Source organism: Streptomyces sp. YIM 121038 (assembly GCF_006088715.1).
Classification (GTDB): domain Bacteria; phylum Actinomycetota; class Actinomycetes; order Streptomycetales; family Streptomycetaceae; genus Streptomyces.
This window is the reverse complement of record NZ_CP030771.1, coordinates 4,912,435-4,933,079: the sequence shown is the minus strand read 5'-3', so window position 1 is coordinate 4,933,079 and position 20,645 is coordinate 4,912,435. Positions and strand designations below refer to the sequence as shown.

At 69.6% G+C, this 20,645-nt stretch carries 17 protein-coding genes; 9 read left to right on the top strand and 8 right to left on the bottom strand.

The genetic code is table 11. The annotated features are described in order from the left end of the window. Window positions 1-708 precede the first annotated feature (708 nt). Window positions 709-2,664: a chromosomal replication initiator protein DnaA gene (dnaA, locus tag C9F11_RS20860; protein WP_138960701.1), complete on the bottom strand. Its 1,956-nt coding sequence runs from the start codon at window positions 2,662-2,664 to the stop codon at window positions 709-711. 386 nt (window positions 2,665-3,050) lie between these two features. Here dnaA and rpmH point away from each other — a divergent pair, with 386 nt between their 5' ends. From rpmH to C9F11_RS20815, 9 genes are all read left to right on the top strand, one after another. After that, window positions 3,051-3,188, top strand: coding sequence for a 50S ribosomal protein L34 (gene rpmH / locus C9F11_RS20855; RefSeq protein ID WP_003956500.1), 138 nt, complete (start codon window positions 3,051-3,053; stop codon window positions 3,186-3,188). A gap of 21 nt (window positions 3,189-3,209) precedes the next feature. Next, window positions 3,210-3,581: a ribonuclease P protein component gene (gene rnpA, locus C9F11_RS20850; protein WP_138960700.1), complete on the top strand. Its 372-nt coding sequence runs from the start codon at window positions 3,210-3,212 to the stop codon at window positions 3,579-3,581. Beyond that, the gene (yidD, locus tag C9F11_RS20845) at window positions 3,578-3,937 is read left to right on the top strand and encodes a membrane protein insertion efficiency factor YidD (protein ID WP_138960699.1); all 360 of its coding nucleotides are present in this window, start codon (window positions 3,578-3,580) and stop codon (window positions 3,935-3,937) included. Before rnpA ends, yidD begins: the two co-directional genes overlap by 4 nt. A gap of 3 nt (window positions 3,938-3,940) precedes the next feature. Then, window positions 3,941-5,254, top strand: coding sequence for a membrane protein insertase YidC (gene yidC / locus C9F11_RS20840; RefSeq protein WP_138960698.1), 1,314 nt, complete (start codon window positions 3,941-3,943; stop codon window positions 5,252-5,254). Between the two features lie 14 nt (window positions 5,255-5,268). Next, complete coding sequence (locus tag C9F11_RS20835; protein WP_138960697.1) at window positions 5,269-5,784, top strand: R3H domain-containing nucleic acid-binding protein; 516 nt, start codon at window positions 5,269-5,271, stop codon at window positions 5,782-5,784. Between the two features lie 98 nt (window positions 5,785-5,882). Then, the gene (gene rsmG / locus C9F11_RS20830) at window positions 5,883-6,599 is read left to right on the top strand and encodes a 16S rRNA (guanine(527)-N(7))-methyltransferase RsmG (protein ID WP_138960696.1); all 717 of its coding nucleotides are present in this window, start codon (window positions 5,883-5,885) and stop codon (window positions 6,597-6,599) included. Between the two features lie 349 nt (window positions 6,600-6,948). Continuing rightward, on the top strand, window positions 6,949-8,022 hold the full coding sequence (locus C9F11_RS20825; protein ID WP_138966787.1) for a ParA family protein: 1,074 nt from the start codon (window positions 6,949-6,951) through the stop codon (window positions 8,020-8,022). Further along, on the top strand, window positions 8,019-9,143 hold the full coding sequence (locus C9F11_RS20820; protein WP_138960695.1) for a ParB/RepB/Spo0J family partition protein: 1,125 nt from the start codon (window positions 8,019-8,021) through the stop codon (window positions 9,141-9,143). The genes C9F11_RS20825 and C9F11_RS20820 overlap by 4 nt, the downstream gene beginning before the upstream one ends. 368 nt (window positions 9,144-9,511) lie before the next feature. Next, complete coding sequence (locus C9F11_RS20815) at window positions 9,512-10,129, top strand: GNAT family N-acetyltransferase (RefSeq protein ID WP_138960694.1); 618 nt, start codon at window positions 9,512-9,514, stop codon at window positions 10,127-10,129. A 129-nt stretch (window positions 10,130-10,258) separates the two neighbouring features. Here the strand turns inward: C9F11_RS20815 and trxA are convergent, their stop codons facing one another. The 7 genes from trxA to C9F11_RS20780 all read right to left on the bottom strand — a co-directional run bounded on the left by trxA (window position 10,259) and on the right by C9F11_RS20780 (window position 20,534). Then, a complete protein-coding gene (gene trxA, locus C9F11_RS20810) occupies window positions 10,259-10,588 on the bottom strand; it encodes a thioredoxin (RefSeq protein WP_138960693.1) in 330 nt (109 codons plus the stop codon). Between the two features lie 45 nt (window positions 10,589-10,633). Continuing rightward, the gene (trxB, locus tag C9F11_RS20805; RefSeq protein ID WP_138960692.1) at window positions 10,634-11,596 is read right to left on the bottom strand and encodes a thioredoxin-disulfide reductase; all 963 of its coding nucleotides are present in this window, start codon (window positions 11,594-11,596) and stop codon (window positions 10,634-10,636) included. Between the two features lie 179 nt (window positions 11,597-11,775). Continuing rightward, a complete protein-coding gene (locus tag C9F11_RS20800) occupies window positions 11,776-12,813 on the bottom strand; it encodes a hypothetical protein (protein WP_138960691.1) in 1,038 nt (345 codons plus the stop codon). Further along, complete coding sequence (gene sigM, locus C9F11_RS20795) at window positions 12,810-13,562, bottom strand: RNA polymerase sigma factor SigM (RefSeq protein WP_138960690.1); 753 nt, start codon at window positions 13,560-13,562, stop codon at window positions 12,810-12,812. Before sigM ends, C9F11_RS20800 begins: the two co-directional genes overlap by 4 nt. Window positions 13,563-13,598: 36 nt before the next feature. Continuing rightward, window positions 13,599-15,302, bottom strand: a complete 1,704-nt coding sequence (locus C9F11_RS20790; protein WP_138960689.1) for a protein kinase family protein — start codon at window positions 15,300-15,302, stop codon at window positions 13,599-13,601. A 118-nt stretch (window positions 15,303-15,420) separates the two neighbouring features. Continuing rightward, window positions 15,421-18,066 carry a murein biosynthesis integral membrane protein MurJ gene (gene murJ / locus C9F11_RS20785; protein ID WP_249401807.1) on the bottom strand — a complete coding sequence of 882 codons (2,646 nt, stop codon included), beginning with the start codon at window positions 18,064-18,066 and terminating at the stop codon, window positions 15,421-15,423. Window positions 18,067-18,113: 47 nt separating this feature from the next. Then, a complete protein-coding gene (locus tag C9F11_RS20780) occupies window positions 18,114-20,534 on the bottom strand; it encodes a DUF6049 family protein (RefSeq protein ID WP_138960688.1) in 2,421 nt (806 codons plus the stop codon). Window positions 20,535-20,645: the final 111 nt, after the last annotated feature.

Below are 20,645 nucleotides of genomic sequence, written 5' to 3'. Positions count from 1 at the left end.
AGCTTTGTGTGACGCCTTTCACTCGACCCGGTGAGAGCGCGCGTCGCGTTGCCGAACAGTGGACAGGCCTGGGGAGAAGCTGTGTACAACCGGCCCCAGCCTGTGGGCTGCCGGTGGACAACTTTTCCCACCCCCTGTGGAGAAGATCTTTATCCACAGTCTGTGGAGAGTCTTCGTCCACGAATCCACAACCACCTGACCTGGCCTGATGACTATTCAGCAGGGTCCCCTGTGGACACGGTTGGGACAACTTCCCAGTCCCCAGGGTGTGGAGAGCGAAAAGGCCCCAGATCTGTGGAGAACCCGGGTGAGGTGACCATGAATCGAACAGAAGATGACGAAGAGGTCGCGGTCATCGGGGCCGGAGAGCGCCCTGCACAGCCTTGAGGACGGCGTGAGGACGGGTTTCAGCGGGCCGCGGGGCGGGTTCTGGCGGCGCTGAGGAGGGCGCTCCTGGAACCGGGAACGCGTGCCGGGGACCGCCTCGCGGCCCGCTGCGGTCCTGCTGCGGCTGTTCCGCGGCTCTCCTGGAGGCGTGCTTCCCCCACGTGGGCACGCGCCTGTGAACGCCCGTCGCCAGGCTGCTCCAACGCCCCGCCAGGCCCCACCACGTAAGCAATGGCCCACTACGTAGGCACACGAGAACGCGAAAGGGCGCCCCGGAGACGTGACCCCGGGGCGCCCTTTCGTGGCGTATCGCCGTTGCTGTCAGCCGTTCTTGATGCGGTTGGTGAGCTCGGTGACCTGGTTGTAGATCGAGCGGCGCTCGGCCATCAGCGCACGGATCTTGCGGTCGGCGTGCATGACCGTCGTGTGGTCGCGGCCGCCGAACTGCGCGCCGATCTTCGGCAGGGAGAGGTCGGTCAGCTCGCGGCACAGGTACATGGCGATCTGGCGGGCCGTCACCAGGACCCGGCTGCGCGACGATCCGCACAGGTCGTCCACCGTCAGGCCGAAGTAGTCGGCGGTGGCCGCCATGATGGCCGTCGCCGTGATCTCCGGAGCCGCGTCCTCGCCGCCCGGGATCAGGTCCTTCAGGACGATCTCGGTGAGACCCAGGTCCACGGGCTGGCGATTGAGCGACGCGAACGCCGTGACGCGGATCAGCGCGCCCTCCAGCTCGCGGATGTTCCGCGAGATGCGGGACGCGATGAACTCCAGGACCTCCGGCGGGGCGTTGAGCTGCTCCTGGACCGCCTTCTTCCGCAGGATCGCGATGCGCGTCTCCAGCTCGGGCGGCTGGACGTCGGTGATCAGACCCCACTCGAAGCGATTGCGCAGCCGGTCCTCCAGGGTCACCAGCTGCTTGGGCGGCCGGTCGCTGGAGAGCACGATCTGCTTGTTCGCGTTGTGGAGCGTGTTGAACGTGTGGAAGAACTCCTCCTGCGTCGACTCCTTGTCCGCGAGGAACTGGATGTCGTCGACGAGCAGGATGTCCATCTCGCGGTAGCGCTTGCGGAAGCTGTCGCCCTTGCCGTCGCGGATGGAGTTGATGAACTCGTTGGTGAACTCCTCGGAGCTCACGTAGCGCACCCGCGTGCCCGGGTACAGGCTCCGCGCGTAGTGCCCGATCGCGTGCAGCAGGTGGGTCTTGCCGAGCCCTGACTCCCCGTAGATGAACAGGGGGTTGTACGCCTTCGCGGGAGCCTCGGCGACGGCGACCGCGGCCGCGTGCGCGAAGCGGTTCGACGCCCCGATCACGAAGGTGTCGAAGAGGTACTTCGGGTTCAGCCGCGCGGTGGGCTCGCCCGGGCCGGTCGCGGGCGCGGGCTGCGCGGCCAGCGGGCCGGGAGCGCCGCTCGACGCGGGCAGGGAGGTGCCGCCGTGGCCGACGGGGCCCGAGGGGCCGCCAGGGCCCCCGTGCGGGCCTGCGCCGGAACCCGCGCCGGAGGGCGGCTCGTGCCGCTCACGACGGTCGTGGCGGTCGTGGCGGTCGTGGCGGTCCTGCGCCGGCCGCTCGGAGAGCTGCTGCTCGTACGGCGAGCGCTCCTGCGGCGGCTGCGGGCGGTAGTCGTGCTGCTGCGGCTGCTGTCCGGGGCTCGCGTACGGATCGCGCTCGGGGAAGCCGAGGCGCGGCTGCTGCCAGCCGTAGTCGTCCTGTGGCTGCTGCTGCGGCCAGGCGCCGGGGCGCTGGTAGTCCGGGTACGCCGGGCGGGCCGTCGGCAGCTGGTCCGGGCGCGGGCCGGGGGAGCGCTCGTCCCCGGGGCGGCGGCCGTACGCGTCGTACGCGTCATGCCCCTGGCCGGAGGCAGGAGGCGGCTCCTGCCCCTCGTACCGGGGTGCGGGCTCTTCGTAGCGGGGCGGCTGCTCCTCGTAGCGGGAGGGCTGGTCCTCGTAGCGTGGCTGCTGGTGCTGGACCGGCGGCGCGGGCGGGGTCTGGGGCTCGCCCACGGAGTCGTCGACCGTGATGGCGATGCGGATCGGCCGCCCGCACTCCCGGCTCAGCGTCTCGCTGACGACCGGGGCGAGACGGCCCTCCAGGACGCCCTTCGCAAATTCGTTCGGAACGGCGAGGAGCGCGGTGTCGGCGACGAGCGCGAGCGGCTGACACCGTCGGATCCAGTGCTCGTCCTTCGCCTCGACGCCCTGCCCCCGCCCTTCGCCCAGCAGCTGTTCCAGAACCCTTGGCCACACTGCGGCAAGATCGGCAGGTACGTCAGCCACAGGGCACGCTCTCTCACAGGTCCCACGAAGGTGTGGTTCTTGGGACGGGTCGGGACGGAAATCGGGAGGGGCAGGGGGAAGGGAACGAATCGGAGTTCAGCCACGGTAGTCAGGGCGACGGGTGCGGTTCAAGTTGTTGTCCACAGGCTGTGCACAGTGTCTCTCCCTGACGGCTGGTTTGACCGGATGGCGTAGCCCCGCGTACCGTAACCAGGTCGAGTTGTCGATGGCTGCTGCCGCCTGCCTCCGATGGGCAAAGATCACGGTCAGTGATTGTGAAGCGGTGCACTCGGTGCCTATACGCGAGCTTTTCCGAGCTTCTCGTGGGCGCACGGTGACAGCCAGGCGATACCCGCCACCACACGAGTCATTACTGGAGCCCCCGAGTGAGCAAGCGCACCTTCCAGCCGAACAACCGTCGTCGCGCGAAGACCCACGGCTTCCGGCTGCGTATGCGCACCCGTGCCGGCCGCGCCATCCTGGCGTCCCGCCGTAGCAAGGGTCGCGCCCGCCTGTCCGCCTAAGCGCAATTAGGTCATGACGTCGTGCTGCCTACCGAGCATCGGCTGAGGCGGCGCGAAGATTTCGCGACCGCGGTACGGCGAGGACGCAGGGCTGGCCGCCCTCTCCTCGTCGTTCATCTACGCAGCGGTGCAACGGACCCGCACGTGCCAGGGGAGAGCGTTCCCCCGACACGTGCGGGTTTCGTCGTGAGCAAGGCCGTGGGTGGAGCCGTCGTACGCAATACGGTCAAGCGCCGACTTCGCCATCTGACACGCGACCGGTTGGCCTTGGTGCCCCCCGGTAGCCTGGTAGTCGTACGAGCGTTGCCCGGCGCGGGCGACGCCACCTACGCACAGCTGGCCCAAGACCTGGACGCCGCCCTGCGGCGCCTCCTTGGAGGGGGCGCGCGATGAAGTACCCGCTGCTGGCGCTGATCAAGCTGTACCAGTGGACGATCAGTCCACTCCTCGGCCCGGTGTGCAAGTACTACCCGTCGTGCTCCCACTACGGCTACCTCGCCATCGACCGGCACGGTGCGGTCAAGGGAACAGCGCTCACTGCCTGGCGCATCCTGCGGTGCAACCCGTGGTCGCTCGGTGGTGTCGATCACGTTCCGCCGCGCAAGCGTCCGCGGTGGCACGAGATGCTGCGCGCTGTCTGGCGCGAACGCAAGGGCGGGCCCTCCGCCGCTGGCGTGCCGACCGGAGACCTCCCACCGGCTCCCCCGAGCCCGGCCGCCGAGACCCCGTCCCATGCTCAAGGAGCCTGATTAGTGGACACGATTGCCGGTTTCTTCAGCTTCATCACGACACCCGTCTCCTGGGTCATCGTGCAGTTCCACAAACTGTACGGTGCGATCTTCGGCCCTGATACGGGCTGGGCCTGGGGCCTGTCGATCGTGTCCCTGGTGATCCTGATCCGCATCTGCCTGATCCCGCTCTTCGTGAAGCAGATCAAGGCGACCCGGGCCATGCAGACGCTGCAGCCCGAGATGAAGAAGATCCAGGAGCGCTACAAGAGCGACAAGCAGCGCCAGTCCGAAGAGATGATGAAGCTGTACAAGGAGTCGGGTACCAACCCGCTCTCCTCGTGCCTTCCCATCCTGGCGCAGTCGCCCTTCTTCTTCGCGCTGTACCACGTGCTCAACGGCATCGCGTCCAACAAGAAGATCGGCGTCATCGACCAGCAGCTGCTGGACAGCGCCCGTGACGCCCACATCTTCGGTGCCCCGCTCGCGGTGAAGTTCACGGACAGCGCCGACAAGGTCGCCTCGCTCGGCGCCTCGCTGACCGATGTGCGCGTCGTGACCGCGCTCATGATCATCCTGATGTCGGCCTCGCAGTTCTTCACGCAGCGCCAGCTGATGACGAAGAACGTCGACACGACGGTGAAGACGCCGTTCATGCAGCAGCAGAAGATGCTGATGTACGTCTTCCCCATCATGTTCGCCGTCTTCGGCATCAACTTCCCGGTCGGTGTCCTCGTCTACTGGCTGACCACCAACGTGTGGACCATGGGCCAGCAGATGTACGTGATCCGCCAGAACCCGACCCCCGGCTCCAAGGCCCAGGCCTCGTACCTGGAGCGCCTGCAGAAGCACATCACGACCGCCGGCAAGACCCGTAGCCGTGGCCAGGTCAGGGCCGTGAAGGCCATCGTCGCCAAGGGCCGCGACCGCAACGAGTACGAGCGGAAGTTCATCAACGGCCTGAACAAGGCCGGCTTCGCCGCTCAGGCCGACGGCACCGTGATCGTCAGCGACACCGTGGCCACCACGACCGAGGACGGTGCGCCCGCGGCAGCGCCCAAGCGGCAGCAGCCCAAGCGCCAGAGCAAGTCGAAGCGCCAGTCCACCACCGCCGCCACGGGCGGCAAGACGGACGACGGCGCCACGACCGCCCCGGCCTCCGATGCCTCCGGTCCGTCGCTGACCAAGTCCGAGGACAGCAAGCCCCAGGGTGCCGCGGCCAAGAACAAGCCCGCCGGCGCCGCCTCGGGCAGCCAGCCCGGCCAGGGCACCCGCAGCAAAGCCAAGTCCGGACAGCGCAAGGGTCAGCAGCGGCCCAAGCACCCGTCCAAGAAGTAAAAGGAGTCCATCCCGTGACGGAAGGCACCACCACCTCCGCCGCAGCTGAGGCCGGCGACGCTCTGACCCGCCTCGAGCAGGAGGGGGAGATCGCGGCGGACTACCTCGAGGGTCTGCTGGACATCGCCGACCTCGACGGCGACATCGACATGGACGTCGAGGCCGACCGGGCCGCGGTGTCGATCATCAGCGACTCCGGCAGCCGCGACCTGCAGAAGCTGGTCGGCCGGGACGGCGAGGTCCTGGAGGCGCTCCAGGAGCTGACCCGCCTCGCGGTACACCGGGAGACCGGCGACCGCAGCCGCCTGATGCTGGACATCGCGGGCTACCGTGCCAAGAAGCGCGAGGAGCTGTCCGAGCTGGGCGCCAAGGCCGCCGCCGACGCCAAGAGCTCCGGCGAACCGGTCAAGCTCAAGCCGATGACGCCGTTCGAGCGCAAGGTCGTGCACGACGCCGTCAAGGCCGCGGGTCTGCGCAGCGAGTCCGAGGGCGAGGAGCCGCAGCGCTTCGTCGTGGTACTCCCCGCCTGATCTGTACGTCTCATCCCGGCCCCGTCTGTTCGCAGACGGGGCCGGTCTTTGTCAGCCTGATAGTCACTGACCCAGTGCGGTACGGAAGGACGGTCCCCGTGACGGAGGAAGCGGAGCTCCCCCCGGCGCCGGAGCAGGCGCGCGCGGTTTTCGGCGAGCGATTCCCGGACGCGGTCCGGTACGCGGAACTGCTCGCCGAGGCGGGAGTGCGGCGCGGCCTGATCGGCCCCCGCGAGGTTCCCCGGCTGTGGGAGCGGCACCTGCTGAACTGCGCCGTCCTGTCCGAGGTGGTTCCCGAGGGCGTGACGGTGTGCGATGTCGGCTCCGGGGCCGGACTGCCCGGCATCCCGCTCGCGCTCGTCCGCGAGGACCTCAAGATCACGCTTCTTGAGCCGCTGCTGCGGCGCACGAACTTCCTCAGCGAGGTCGTCGAGCTGCTGGGGCTCGACCATGTCACGGTCGTCCGTGGCCGCGCCGAGGAGGTCCTCGGCAAGCTGCAGCCCGTCCATGTCGTGACCGCGCGTGCTGTCGCTCCGCTGGACCGTCTCGCTGGATGGGGCGTCCCGCTGCTGCGTCCGTACGGAGAGATGCTGGCGCTCAAGGGCGACACGGCCGAGGAAGAGGTCAAGGCGGCGGGCGCCGCCTTGAGCAAGCTCGGCGCCGAGTCCGTCTCCGTGGTGCAGGTGGGCGAAGGGGTCGTCGACCCCCTGTCCACCGTGGTGCGGGTCGAGGTGGGCGAGAGCCCCGGCGGTGTGCGCTTCGCTGCCAAGCGGGCCAAGGCCGCACGGGTCGGACGCGTCCGTCGCCGTCGCTGAAGGACGTCGGTGCCGCGTCGACGAGGTGTCTGCCGTGCGTCTACGCCTGTCGACCGCTGGTGGACGCGCGTTGACGTTCGTCGCTGATCCGTCCTGACGACGAGCCGTACTCCACAAAAGCTGTCAAACGTACGCGTACCGGGGTGTCGCACGAGCGGCACCCCGGTCGCCATGCATCGTGTTTCACGTGAAACGTCGCTCACTGCTGCATGGCATCATCAGTCGCGGTCGCGCTGCCGAACCCCGCGAGCGTCGGCCACTTGGTTCCCTCGATAAGGGAACGGAGTTGTCCACAGAGACGGATTCGTCCACAGAAGACCGGGCCTCGCTGGTTCACGACCCCGAAAGCATGGGAGGCTCTGTTCATTGCGAGCCTGTAGTCGAGGAGAGTGAATCCTTGCGGTCCGACGCCAACATCGCGGGACCGATGACCGATCCGGTCCCCGGTCCCCGTACCGAGTCGGCGGGGGAGGATGTTTCACGTGAAACACCGAGCCCGATGGACGACACCCCCATCGGTCGTGCTGCCCAACTGGCGGTGGAAGCTCTTGGCCGCGCGGGCGAGGGCCTGCCACGGCCCGAGCAGACCCGAATCATGGTCGTCGCCAACCAGAAGGGCGGGGTAGGCAAGACGACGACAACCGTCAACCTTGCCGCCTCACTGGCCTTGCACGGCGCGCGTGTTCTGGTGATCGATCTGGACCCGCAGGGGAACGCCTCCACGGCGCTCGGCATCGACCACCACGCCGAAGTCCCCTCCATCTACGACGTGTTGGTCGAGAGCAAGCCTCTCGCCGAGGTCGTCCAGCCCGTCCCTGATGTCGAGGGTCTCTTCTGTGCCCCGGCCACCATCGATCTCGCCGGTGCGGAGATCGAACTGGTGTCGCTGGTGGCGCGGGAAAGCCGGCTCCAGCGGGCGATCCAGGCGTATGAGCAGCCGCTGGACTACATCCTCATCGACTGCCCGCCATCGCTGGGGCTGTTGACGGTGAACGCCCTGGTAGCCGGTGCGGAGGTGCTGATCCCCATCCAGTGCGAGTACTACGCCCTGGAAGGCCTCGGTCAGCTCCTGCGCAACGTCGACCTGGTGCGGGGTCACCTCAACCCGAACCTGCATGTGTCGACCATCCTGCTCACCATGTACGACGGCCGGACCCGGCTCGCCTCCCAGGTGGCCGACGAGGTGCGCAACCACTTCGGCGACGAGGTGCTGAGAACGAGCATCCCGCGCTCGGTACGCATCTCCGAGGCGCCCAGCTACGGCCAGACCGTGTTGACCTACGATCCAGGCTCAAGCGGTGCCCTGTCGTACTTCGAGGCGGCGCGAGAGATCGCGCTGCGCGGAGTAGGCGTGCGGTACGACGTGCAGCACGCCCACACGGGCATCCAGAACGACCAGAACATGACGGAGGGGATCCAGTGAGCGAGCGACGAAGAGGGCTGGGCCGTGGCCTGGGCGCTCTGATCCCTGCGGCTCCTACGGAGAAGGCGGCTGCGCCGACCACGGGTGGGGCATCCACCTCGCCGACGGCCGTGCCGGTCCTCACCGCGGAGCGCGGCGTGGCGGCCGCCACCGTGGCCGCGCTTCCCCAGAGCTCCCTTGCGCAGCCCCCGGTTCCGCAGGAGACGGAAGAGCGGGGCGGCGGGCCGGTGGACGAACTGCGGAGCCCGGCCGGTGCGCACTTCGCCGAGCTGCCGCTCGACTCCATCACGCCGAACCCGCGGCAGCCGCGTGAGGTCTTCGACGAGGACGCCCTCGCGGAGCTGGTGACGTCCATCAAGGAAGTCGGGCTTCTCCAGCCCGTGGTCGTACGGCAGTTGGGCCCCTCGCGGTACGAGCTCATCATGGGCGAGCGGCGCTGGCGGGCTTGCCGTGAGGCGGGTCTTGAGCGCATCCCGGCGATCGTGCGGGCGACGGAGGACGACAAGCTCCTCCTGGACGCGCTCCTTGAGAACCTGCACCGCGCTCAGCTGAACCCGCTGGAAGAGGCCGCGGCCTACGACCAGCTGCTCAAGGACTTCAAGTGCACGCATGACCAGCTGGCGGACCGGATCGGCCGGTCCCGCCCGCAGGTCTCCAACACGCTCCGCCTTCTGAAGCTGTCGCCGAAGGTGCAGAACAGGGTCGCCGCCGGAGTGCTGTCCGCGGGCCATGCCCGGGCGCTGCTGTCCGTCGAGGACCAGGAGGAGCAGGACCGCCTCGCGTACCGGATCGTGGCCGAAGGGCTGTCGGTGCGGGCCGTCGAGGAGATCGTGACGCTCATGGGGTCGCGGCCGCAGACCAAGCCGAAGGCCAAGGGGCCTCGTGCCGGTGCGCGTGTGTCCCCTGCGCTGACGAGTCTCGCCACGCGTCTCTCGGACCGGTTCGAGACGCGGGTGAGGGTCGACCTGGGCCAGAAGAAGGGCAAGATCGTCGTCGACTTCGCCTCGCTGGACGACCTGGAGCGGATCCTCGCCACGCTCGCTCCTGAAGAGGGTTCGGTCCTCAAGCGTGGCCTGGCCGATGCCGCGGCCGAGGAAGCCTCCGAGGGCGAGCAGAGCTGAGCAGCGACGGCGTCCTCCTGGAGGCCGTGCGCTGAGCGCGGGCATCGGCAGACCGCTGTAGCCGAATCCTGTGACGCCTGTGAAAGCGGGCCGTGTCCGGTGTGTGCCGGAACACGGCCCGCTCTTTGCTTTCTTCCGGTATCGATGCAATCCCATCGTGGATACGATGCGTTTGGGTATGGCGCATCCACCTGACGGCACCTCTTAGGGGAGGCGGGGGCCATGCGATCGGTGAGCCGCACCGGACTGATGACCGCAGGGTTCGGCCTGGGCGCGGTCGGTGGCTTCGTCGGCAGCCTGCTCAGGGAACGGAGCACACTGACAGCTGCTCGTGGCGCCGCGGGCGAAGGAGAAGAGGAACCGCCTTCATGGGGCGACGGCTCGTACCGCTCACGCTGGACAACCTTCCGGACCTTCCCAAGCGTTGCCGGGCGTGCGTCTTCTGGGAGCTGGACCCGGTCAGCGGCCAAGCCGCGCTGAAGGCCGGAACACCCGAGCTGGAGAAGGAAGCGTGGATCTCCGCCGTTCTGCTGGAGTGGGGGTCGTGCGGTCGGGTCGTCTACGTCGATGACGTCCCGGTGGGTTTCGTCCTCTACGCTCCCCCCGCCTATGTGCCGCGGTCCACGGCCTTTCCCACGAGCCCGGTCTCGCCGGATGCCGTTCAGTTGATGACTGCCTGGATCATGCCGGGCTATCAGGGGCAGGGACTTGGCCGCGTCATCGTGCAGACAGTCGCCAAGGATCTGCTGCGCCGGGGCTTCAAGGCCATCGAGGCGTTCGGTGACGCGCGCTGGGAGAAGCCGGCCTGTGTCCTGCCCGCGGACCATCTCCTCGCGGTGGGCTTCAAGACGGTCCGCCCCCACCCCGCGTACCCGAGACTCCGGCTGGAGTTGCGGACGACGCTCTCGTGGAAGGAAGACGTCGAGCTGGCGCTCGACCGACTGCTGGGAGCTGTACAGAAGGAACCGGCCCTGCGGCCGCTCTAGGCGGGCCGGATAGGCCGCAGACCGCACAGTGGACAGACGAATGGGCCAACCCCTCGGGGTTGGCCCATTCGTGTTTCACGTGAAACATCGCTCTCCGCCGACGGGGGCGGATACCGATGACGTGGTGTCTTACTCGGCGATGAAGTCCGCCAGGTCGCGCTCGATGGCGGCCTTCGGCTTGGCACCGACGATGGTCTTGGCGACCTCGCCGTTCTGGTAGACGTTCAGCGTCGGGATCGACATGACGCCGTACTTGGCGGCCGTGCCCGGGTTCTCGTCGATGTTGAGCTTGACGATCTCGATCTTGTCGCCGTACTCCTGCGCGATCGCCTCGAGCGAGGGCGCGATCTGGCGGCACGGGCCGCACCAGGCGGCCCAGAAGTCCACCAGGACGGGCTTGTCGCTCTTGAGGACGTCCTCGTCGAAGGAAGCGTCGGTCACGTTCTTCAGGTTGGCCACGGCGGGCTCCTCACATGGTGGTGCGGGTGGGGGAGGAAGGGAGGATCAGACGGCAGCAGCGGCCGCGGTCTCGCTGTCCGCGAGGGCGGCGAGGAAGCGCTCGGCGTCCAGAGCGGCGGCACAGCCGGTGCCCGCCGCCGTGATCGCCTGGCGGTAGGTGTGGTCGACGACGTCACCGGCGGCGAAGACACCGGGGATGTTCGTCCGGGTCGACGGCGCGTCGACCTTGAGGTAGCCCTCGCCGTCCAGGTTCAGCTGGCCCTTGAAGAGCTCGGTGCGCGGGTCGTGGCCGATCGCGATGAACAGGCCGGTGGCCGCCAGCTCGGACGTCTCGCCCGTCTTGACGTTGCGCAGGGTGAGACCGGAGAGCTTCTGCTCGCCCTTGATCTCGGCGACCTCGCTGTCCCAGACGAACTTGATCTTCGGGTCGGCGAAGGCGCGCTCCTGCATGGCCTTGGAGGCACGCAGGCTGTCGCGGCGGTGGACGACCGTCACGGACTTGGCGAACCGGGAGAGGAAGGTCGCCTCCTCCATCGCGGTGTCACCACCACCGATGACGGCGATGTCGTGGTCCTTGAAGAAGAACCCGTCGCAGGTCGCGCACCAGGAGACGCCACGGCCGGACAGCGCGTCCTCGTTCGGCAGGCTCAGCTTGCGGTGCTGGGAGCCCGTCGTCACGATGACGGCCTTCGCGCGGTGCACCGTGCCGGCCGTGTCCGTGACGGTCTTGATCTCACCGGTGAGGTCGACGGAGACCACGTCGTCGGGCACGAGCTCGGCGCCGAAGCGCTCGGCCTGGGCGCGCATGTTGTCCATGAGCTCCGGGCCCATGATGCCGTCCTGGAAGCCCGGGAAGTTCTCTACGTCGGTGGTGTTCATCAGCGCGCCGCCCGCGGTGACGGCACCCTCGAACACCAGGGGCTTCAGGGACGCGCGCGCGGTGTAGAGCGCCGCCGTGTAGCCGGCGGGCCCGGAGCCGATGATGATCACGTTACGGACGTCGGTCACGGCTTGATTCCTCGTCTCTGAAGACTGCTGCGTACTGCTGGCGGGTGCCTGTCTCAGGGCTCTCACCCCACCCAACGGATCCTACGGGGCGTGCATTCCCCAACGTGTCCGAGCACACGGAAGCCCGGGCGCGGGACAGCGGGGCGAGATCCACACGTACCCGTCGGGCTGGGGACCGCTCAGTTCCGGGCGTAGGACTCGGTGAGCAGTACCTTGCCGATGGTTTCGGGCGACGAGGGCGCGTTCACACAGGCGGCATCGACGATATACGCGGACACCTTGGCACTGTCGGACTCATGGGCCGCGACGAGGAGGTAGGCGCTCTTGCCTTCGTAGGTGCCCTTGTCCACGGCCAGCGGTGCCCGGCCATTGAGGCTCCGCTCGATGCAGGCGGGCACCTCGTCGACGTCTTCGGGTGTCGTCGAGCCCTTCTTCGGGCCGTTCGGGCTGGACTGCGGTCCGACGCGTGTCTCGGGAGGGGCGGTGTTGTCGGCACCCGCGATCGACTGCTCTCCGGCAAGCATGTCGTTGACGCGGTCCTTGAGCTTGTCCCTGGAGAACGTGTCAGCGCTTGCTGTGCGGGCCGCTGTGGTTTCCGAGCCTTCCGAGTCGCTCTCCCACGGGTGGATCAGCAGTGCGCCCAGGCCCAGGGCGGCAGCGGTGAAGACGGCACCAAGGGCTGCCGTACGGCGGCGCCTCCCCCGGAAGCGCCCGCCCCGGCCCGGCCCGGTGGCCGCGCGAGCGTGACCGGACGGGCCATGGGTGCCGCTGCTGGCAGCGGCTGAGGCAGCGGGCTTGCTCGATGAGGCAGCCGCTTCGCTCGGCTCGGAGGTCGATGTTTCACGTGAAACATCGACAGCGGGCTCGACAACGGGCCCGCGTACCGAGGCTTCCTCGGCCTGTACCGAGGCTTCCCCGGCCTCGTGGGCCGACAGGGAGGCGCCGACGTCCTCGGTGACGGTGGAGTCCAGAAGCGCCTCAGCCGCCAGAGCCGCGTCGATGCGCTCCGCGACATCGGCGGGCATGCGCGAGGGCCCGGGCAGCGTGCCGAGCATGCCGCGAATCTCTTCGAGGGAGTCGTAGACGTCGGTACAGAGCGCGCAGCCGTCCAGGTGCTGCCGCACGTCGTGCGTGCGGGACGGTGAGAGCAGGCCTTCGGTGAGGTCGGAGATCTCGGAGACGTCCGGGTGCCCAGCCGAGTCCGTCGTCGTGGTCACGCTCGCCCACCTCCGCCCTTCACTGCCGCTGAATCGCCGGGTTCCGTCTCCTGGGACGACCCCGTACGCGGGGGGTCCGCTGCCGGTGGGACGGTTGTCCCCTGCGTCCGGTTCCTTCCTGGGGCGGCCTTTTTTCCTTCGCCCGGGTTGCCGGGGCCGCTTTCGCCCGGTGGCTCCGTCCGCAGATGGGTCAACAGGGGCAGCAGTCTTGCTCTGCCCCGCGCGCAGCGGCTCTTCACCGTGCCGGTGGGGACGTTGAGCACCCGGGCGGCCTCGGCCACGGGGTAGCCCTGCATGTCCACCAGGACGAGGGCGGCCCGCTGGTCGGGCGGCAGCGTGCTGAGCGCCCGCAGGAGCTCCCGGTGCAGATCGCCGCGCTCGACCGGTGCCGCCGCGGACTCGTGCGGTTCGAGGAGCTGGTCCAGGCGCTCGGTGTCGTCGACGGGCGAGGTCCTGCGGGAGGCGGCCTTGCGCGCCCGGTCGAGACAGGCGTTCACGGTGATGCGGTGCAGCCAGGTCGTCACGGCGGACTGGCCGCGGAAGGTGTGCGCGGCCCGGTACGCGGAGACCAGGGCGTCCTGGACGGCGTCCGCGGCTTCCTCGCGGTCTCCCAGGGTGCGCAGGGCCACGGCCCACAGCCGGTCGCGATGGCGGCGGACGAGCTCGCCGAAGGCGTCCTTGTCGCCGTCGACGTGGCGCGTCAGGAGGTCCTGGTCGCTGAGCTCACCGTGCCCGGCGTCGTCCGCCACCTCGAACCCCCTCCCCCTGCCGAGACGCGCGGGCCCTCAGCCCTTGACGCCCTTGAACTGAGCGCCCGTGATGCCCTGCCGGTAGCCGGCGCCGCGGTACTTCTCGGCGGGGACCGACGGAACCGCCGTCACCCAGAGGAGTACGTACCGGGACTTGGCCTTGGCATTCACCTTGATCTTCAAGGAGGAGCCGGTCGTCTTGCCTTCGCCGATCTTCTTCATCGAGCTGACCGGCCCGATAGGCGACATCGAGTCGGCGGCGTACAGCGAGATCGACGTGTGGTCTCCGCCGTACAGAAGCTTGATCGTCGCGTCGGTGAGCTTGTTCTCCGAGCCCAGGTCGTAGACGAGGCCGGCACCGGGCTTGTACGGAGCCAGGGGCGGACCCTCGTTGTACGTCGCGGTGCGCCAGAGCGTGGCGCCGCTCTCGGTGGACTGCTTGAACTCTCCGCCCAGGCCGCTCGCCTGGGTGTTCTCGATGGAGATCGGCTTGCCGGGCTTGGGCTTGTTCTTGTCGCCGTCGTCGGACGTCCGCGACGTGCCCGAGTCCCCCGACTTGTTGTCCTGGTCCATGAGGGCGTCCGCCAGCTGCCAGCTGCCCAGGCCGAGCGCGGCGATGAGCAGCGCCGAGACCGCCCACTTGAGGGCCTTGCCGGTGCGGCTCTGCAGCGGGGGCGGCGGGGCCTGGATGACCTGGGTCGAGCCCGGAGGCTGTGGACCGCGGCCGTAGGTGCCCTGCTGGTAGGTCGTGCGCTGGTACTCGGGCGGCGCCGTGAAGGCGGGCTCCGGCGGGCGGATGCGGGGCATCTCGCCGACGGCCTTCACCAGGTCGTCCGGCGTGGTGCAGGCGGGCTCCTGGCGGGACGCGGTCGCGCCGTCGTTGGCGAGCGCGCGCATGGAGAGCTCGGACAGGCCCCGGTGCACCCCGGCGCGGACCTGGTCCGGCGCGATGAGGCCGACGCCCTTGGGCAGGCCGGAGAGGCCGTGTGCGTCGTTCTCGTACGGCCAGCGCTGGGTCAGGGCGGCGTACAGGAGGGCGCCGATCGCCTCCGTGTCGGTGCGCTGGGGGGTCTCGGAGGTGATGCCGCGCAGCGCGGCGTTCACGGCGAGGCCGCGGATGCGGTACTGGCCCGAGGAGGTGCGCAGCACGGCGCCGGGCGTCAGCCGCAGATGGGCGAGGCCCTCGCGGTGTGCGGCGGCCATGGCCTGGGCGACCTGGCTGACGAGCTGGTAGGCGTCGTGGGCCTCCAGGGGGCCGGAGGCCAGCAGGGTGGTGAGCTCCGTGGCGTCCGGAAGCCATTCGTGCACCACGTAGACGAGGTCGTTCTCCTCGACCGCGTCCAGGACCTGTACGAACCGCGGGTCGCCGAGGAGTGCCGCGGACCGGGCCGCGGCGAGCACCGAGCGCCCGCGGGGATGGTCGGCGGGCAGCACGTGCACGCCCACCGCACGGCGGAGCTTCTCGTCCACCGCACGCCAGCTGCTGAAACCGTCCAGACGTGTGACGCACTCCTCGAGGCGATAGCGTCTGGCGAGTTTGTGGCCGCTGTGCAGTTCTGGGGGCGTGGTCGCCCCGGGCGGACTCGAGGGCCCCTTCGTCTCCGCCGCGCTGTCGTCCGCCGTGTCCCGCTCCCGGGTCTGGGCCACCCCGTCGGCCGTGGACTGATCCGCCTTCGCGGTCAGCGGCTCGTCGCCGCTGTTGCCTGCCACGTCGACGGCAGCCGTGCTCCGTTCCGCCACCGTCGTTCCTGCCTCCCCATCCGTTGCGCTACGTCAGACGCCAAAGCCAATTGTGCCCACAGACCGCCGCTATGCACGACACGCGGTAGCCGCCGATGGTTGTGCGGACTGCCACGCCTCAGCGTCCCAGGCGCCCCCGTACCGTGCCGACCAGGGAGTTGAGTTCCTGGATGCGCAGGCGCCGCGCGACGAGGAAGAAGACGCCGAACAGTACCGCGCAGCCGACGACCAGCGCGGCCAGTGAACCGAAGACGCCCTGTCCCAGGGCCTTCGTGATCGCGTACCCGGCCGCGGCGCCGAGAATCGCACCCGGCACCGAAGCGATCACGAGACGGGCGTACGTACGGACCACGTTCGCACCGTCCAGGTCGCCCCCCAGCCGCTTGCTTAGCCGTCGCCAGGCCACGCCCACCCCGATCGCGTAGGCGAGGCCGTACGAAGCGGCCATGCCCGCTACGGCCCAGCGGGCGGGCAGCACCATGTAGCAGAGCGCCGAGGCGGCGGCGTTGAAGGCGGCCACGATGACGGTGTTGTAGAAGGGGGTGCGGGTGTCCTCGTACGCGTAGAAGGCGCGGAGGACGACGTACTGCACCGAGTACGGGATCAGGCCGAGGCCGAAGGCCATCAGCATGTAGCCCATGCGGGTGGCGCCGTTGACGCCGGACGAGCCGAACATGAGCGTGCACATCGGGATGCCGAGCGCGACGAAGCTGAAGGCGATCGGCACGATCGCGACGGCGGAGGTGCGCAGACCCTGGGAGATGTCGTCGCGGACGGCGCCGGCGTCGCCCTCGTGGGCCGCGCGGGCCAGCCGCGGCAGCAGCGCGGCCATCAGTGAGACGGTGATGATGGCCTGCGGGAGCCCCCAGATGAGCTGGGCGTTGGAGTAGGCCGAGAAGCCCGTGCCGTCCATGCCGGAGTGCTTGACCGCCGCGGTGCCCAGCTGGGTCACGACGATCGCGCCGGCCTGGTTGGCGAGGACGAAGAGGATCGTCCACTTGGCGAGCATGGCGGCCTTGCCGAGGCCCTGGCCCTTCCAGTCGAAGCGCAGACGCGGCTTGAAGCCCGTCTCCCGGAGGTAGGGGAACATCGCGAGTGACTGGACGACCATGCCGAGCAGCACGCCGACGCCGAGGAGGCGCACCCCGTCGTCGGGGATCGACGTGACGCGCATGCCCGACTTCTCCGAGGTGCCGTACACCCACAGGAACATGCCGAGCGTCGCGATGATGACGACGTTGTTGAGGACGGGCGTCCACATCATCGCGCCGAACTTCCCGCGCGCGTTGAGGATCTGCCCCATGACGACGTGGATGCCCATGAAGAAGATCGAGGGCAGGAAGTAGCGGACGAAGGTGATCGCCACTTCGTTGGCCGCGGGGTCGCTGGCGACCGGCGTCGACAGCAGGTGCACCAGGACGGGCGCCGCGAACCAGCCGACGACGGTGAGGATGCCGAGCGCCACCATGACGAGCGTGAGGAGGCGGTTGGCGTACGCCTGGCCACCGTCCTCGTCGTCCTTCATGGCGCGGACGAGCTGCGGCACGAAGACCGAGTTCAGGCCGCCGCCCACGGTGAGGATGTAGATCATCGTCGGCAGCTGGTAGGCGACCTGGAAGGTGTCGCCGAGCAGGCCGATGCCGAGCGCCGAGACGATCATGGCGGAGCGGACGAAGCCGGTGAGCCGGGACACCATCGTGCCCGCGGCCATCACGGCGCTCGACTTCAGCAGGCTGGACGCGCGGCCGCCGGACTTCGCCGCGGGCGCCGCGGGCTCGGGCTCCTGGGCCGGGGCCGGAACGGACGGGGACTCGCCGGGCGGGCGCGCGATGTCGTACTGCTGCGCGTCCTGGTACGGCTGCCCCTGCTGGTTCGGGTCCTGGTAGTAGCCGTCCGCCTGCTGGTTCGCGTACGGGGCGTTCTGGTGGTTCACGTACGGGGTGCCGCTCTGGGGGTAGTACTGGGGGTCGTTCTGCGGGTACGCGTACTGCGCGCCGCCCTGCTGGTCGGCGTACGGGGCCGCGCCCTGCTGCTGGTAGGGGTACGCGCCGCCCTGGTCGGGGTAACCGGCGGCCTGCCGGCCCGGGTAGGCGGTGCCCTGCTGGCCCTGGTCCGGGTAGGCCGCACCCTGCTGGTATCCGGCGTCCTGCTGGTAGCCGCCCTGGGGCTGCTGGCCCTGGGCGGGGTAGCCACCCGCCTGGTACGCCTGGCTCCGCGGGTCCTGCTGGTAGCCGTCGCCCAGGTGCGGGTCCTGCTGGTGTGCTCCGGCGCGCGGGTCGGGGTAGCCGCTGCCCTGCTGCTGGTCGCGGAAGAGGTGGGCGAAGGCGTCGGGCTGGTGCCGCTCCTCGCCGGCCTGGGTGACGAGGTCGTCGACGCCGACGTACTGCGTCGTGCGCGGGTCGTCTCCGTACGGGAGGTGCCGGGTGGCGCCGTCCGGCTCCGGGGGCGGCGTCTGGGCCCATACACGGGGGTCCGGGGCGTGCTGGGGCGACGGCGGCTGGGCGTAGAGCTGCTGAGGGTCCTGGTACGTGCCGGGCGGGGGCGGGGGGTGCGCGGCACGGTCGTAGAGCGCCTCGGCCACCGGGTCCTGGGCCGAGAGGTCCTGGGCGCGGTAGGGGTCCTGGGCATAGGCGTCCTGGAGGTAGGCGTCGGGCGCCTGCTGCTGTGGCACCTGGCCGTCCTCGTGGGGCCCTGGCGGCGGGCCCCCGGCAGCGCCGGAGCCGCCCGCGCCCTGGCCGCGCTCACCGTCGTACGGCGCGTTCATGGTTTACCCCACCTCATGGTCCCCGGGCCCACCGGCCACGACATCGCTCAACGGTCCACTCTCTCACCCGTGTGCGACGGCTCGGTGCTTTCCGGAGCGGTGTCCGGGGTCGGGTCACTCGGCTGCTCGGGTTCGCCCGCGTCGGGGCCGGCGTCGGGCGCGGGGTCGTCCGCGGCGTCGCCGTCGCCGTCGGGGCCGCCGTCCGGGCCCGCCTCCGCCTGCTGCCGCGCCGCGCGCTTGCGCTGGGTGTACATGCGGAATCCGGCGAGGACGAGCAGCAGGACGCCACCGGCGATGACCAGCATCACCGTGGGGGTGACCTCGGTGACGTTGACGTCGAAGTACACGGCGTCGCCGTACGGCTGGTTGTCCTCGGTGTAGAGCTGGGCGTACACCTGGACCGGTCCGTTGGCGTTGGCCGTGGTGGTGAACTTCACCGACTGGGTGTGACCGCCGCCCGTGATCTTGACCGGCTGCTCCTCGTAGAGGCCGTCGCCGATCTTCAGACGCGTGGGGTTCGTCGACGTCAGCCGGAGCCTGAGGTGGTCGACGCCCTGGACGAGGTTGTTCTGGACCGTCACCGGGATCGTCGCGCTGCGGCCCGACAGCTTCGCGTCGGACTTCTTGATCAGCGAGACCTGGTGCATGAGGCTGGTCAGATAGCCCTGCACGCTCTTGCGGTAGCCCTGTGCCGCCGCCGCGCGGCCGCGCCACGACGTGGACATCTCGCGGTCCATGGCCCTGCCGAAGGGCGTGATCACCCGGTGCGGTACGGAGAGGACCATCTGGAAGACGTCGAGCTCGTCCTGGGTGCCCCGGATCTCCTCGAACGCCGACCGGGGCAGCTCCTGCTTGCGGAGCGCGGCCGGGTAGGAGGCGGACGACGGCACCTGGGTGGTGGCGGACGGGTCCGGCTTGGCCTTCGCGGCCGCGATCAGGTCCTGCGGCTCCGACCAGCGCTCGTCTCCGAGTGCGGTCAGTGCCTTGGCCATCGCCTGGGCCTGGCTCGTGGTGGGCGTGCGCTGAGGGGCTACGACGATGTTGCGCTGCTTGTCGTCCTGCAACGTGAGCATGAGGCTCTGGGCGAGGAACTCCTGAACCGCGAGCGTGGAGTTCTCGGACCGCGTCATGTCGCCCTCGAAGGCGGTGGAGAGCCGGGCGTCGGCGACCACGGCGGTGGTGCCGCCGCCGATGGGCCGGGCCGCGTTGGGCGTGTACAGCAGGCCGTGGGTCTCGCGCAGGCTGTCGCTGCGGGTGATCACCCGGTGGGCGCCCGCCGAGGTGGCGACGTCGACGACGGACGGGTCGATGGCACCGTCGGCGGGCCAGGCGAAGTCGGTGGTCGGCTTCACGAAGAGGATGTCGCGTACGGCCTTGGCGCCGACCTCGGTGGCCTCCTTGAGGTGGCCGAGCGACCCGGAGACCGCCTTGCCGTTGTGCGCGAGCGAGGCGAGGTCGGGGTCGGCGAAGGGCAGCGCGACGACCTTCTTGCCCTTCACCGTCTGCTGGAGCTCGGTGAGCCACTGCTGCGCGACGGTCTCGTAGCGGCCCGGAACCGTCGTTCCGTCCGGCCCCTCCACCTCGTACTCGTCCGCCATCGCCTCCACGGAGACCAGCAGGTCCGGGTCGATGACCCAGGTGACGTCGAGCTGCTCGCCGAGCGTCATCAGCTGCTCCAGGCGGCCGCCCGGCTGGATCTCCTTGGCGAGGTCCTCGTTCTTGAAGACGGGCGTCTGCTGTTCGTCGGAGCGCGTCTGCGCGGTGAGGTGCGTGGTGGAGATGAGCGGCCACAGGTACGTGGTCTTCGTCTTCGTGTCCGCGGACCCGTCCTGCCACGGCAGGAAGGTCCGCTCGATGCCGAGGACCTGCGGGTAGGCCTGGGCCGCTGTCTGGCCCGTCAGCGTCACGCCGAGCTGGTAGACGCCGTCCATGCCGAGGTCGAGGGCGCTGACGGGCACGGAGATGCTGAAGTGCTGCGGGACGCCCGGGGCGAGCTTGGCGATCTTCTTGACGTACTTGCCGCCGACCTCGGTGCCGTCGGTCCCGGGCTGGAACCCCTTGCGCTGCGCGGCGGTGTCGATCGCGGTGCGGCCTCCGAGGGGAGGCGCGATGCGCAGTCCGACCTGCGCCGCGGTGACCGGCTGACGGCCCTCGTTCGTGACCGTGCCGGAGACGGTGATGGTGTCGCCCTTGCGGGGCGCGCTGGGCGTCAGGGTGTCCAGGGAAACGTCGACGGTCCGGGAGCCCGTGGCGGCCGCCTTCAGGCCCGTCCGCACGCCTGTGGCAGCGCTCTTCGCACCCGTGGCCGCGGTCTTCACGTCCGGTGTGGCGGCGAGCGCGGCGGAGCCCGCGGGCACCTGGAGCAGACCGGCCAGTAGGGGTGCTCCGGCCAGCAGCGCCGCTGTGCGCCGGAGCCACCGGCGGGCAGGTGAGGGGGTGGTCCCCGGGAAGTCTGCCGCCTCGGCCACGCGTTGCCCGTCCCTCGTCGTCGTCAGCTGTGTCGGTGGTTGTCGGATGCTGCGTCCACGCATGGTAACGAGGCGCGCCGGGCCTGAGTGCCGCGGACCACTCCACAAGAT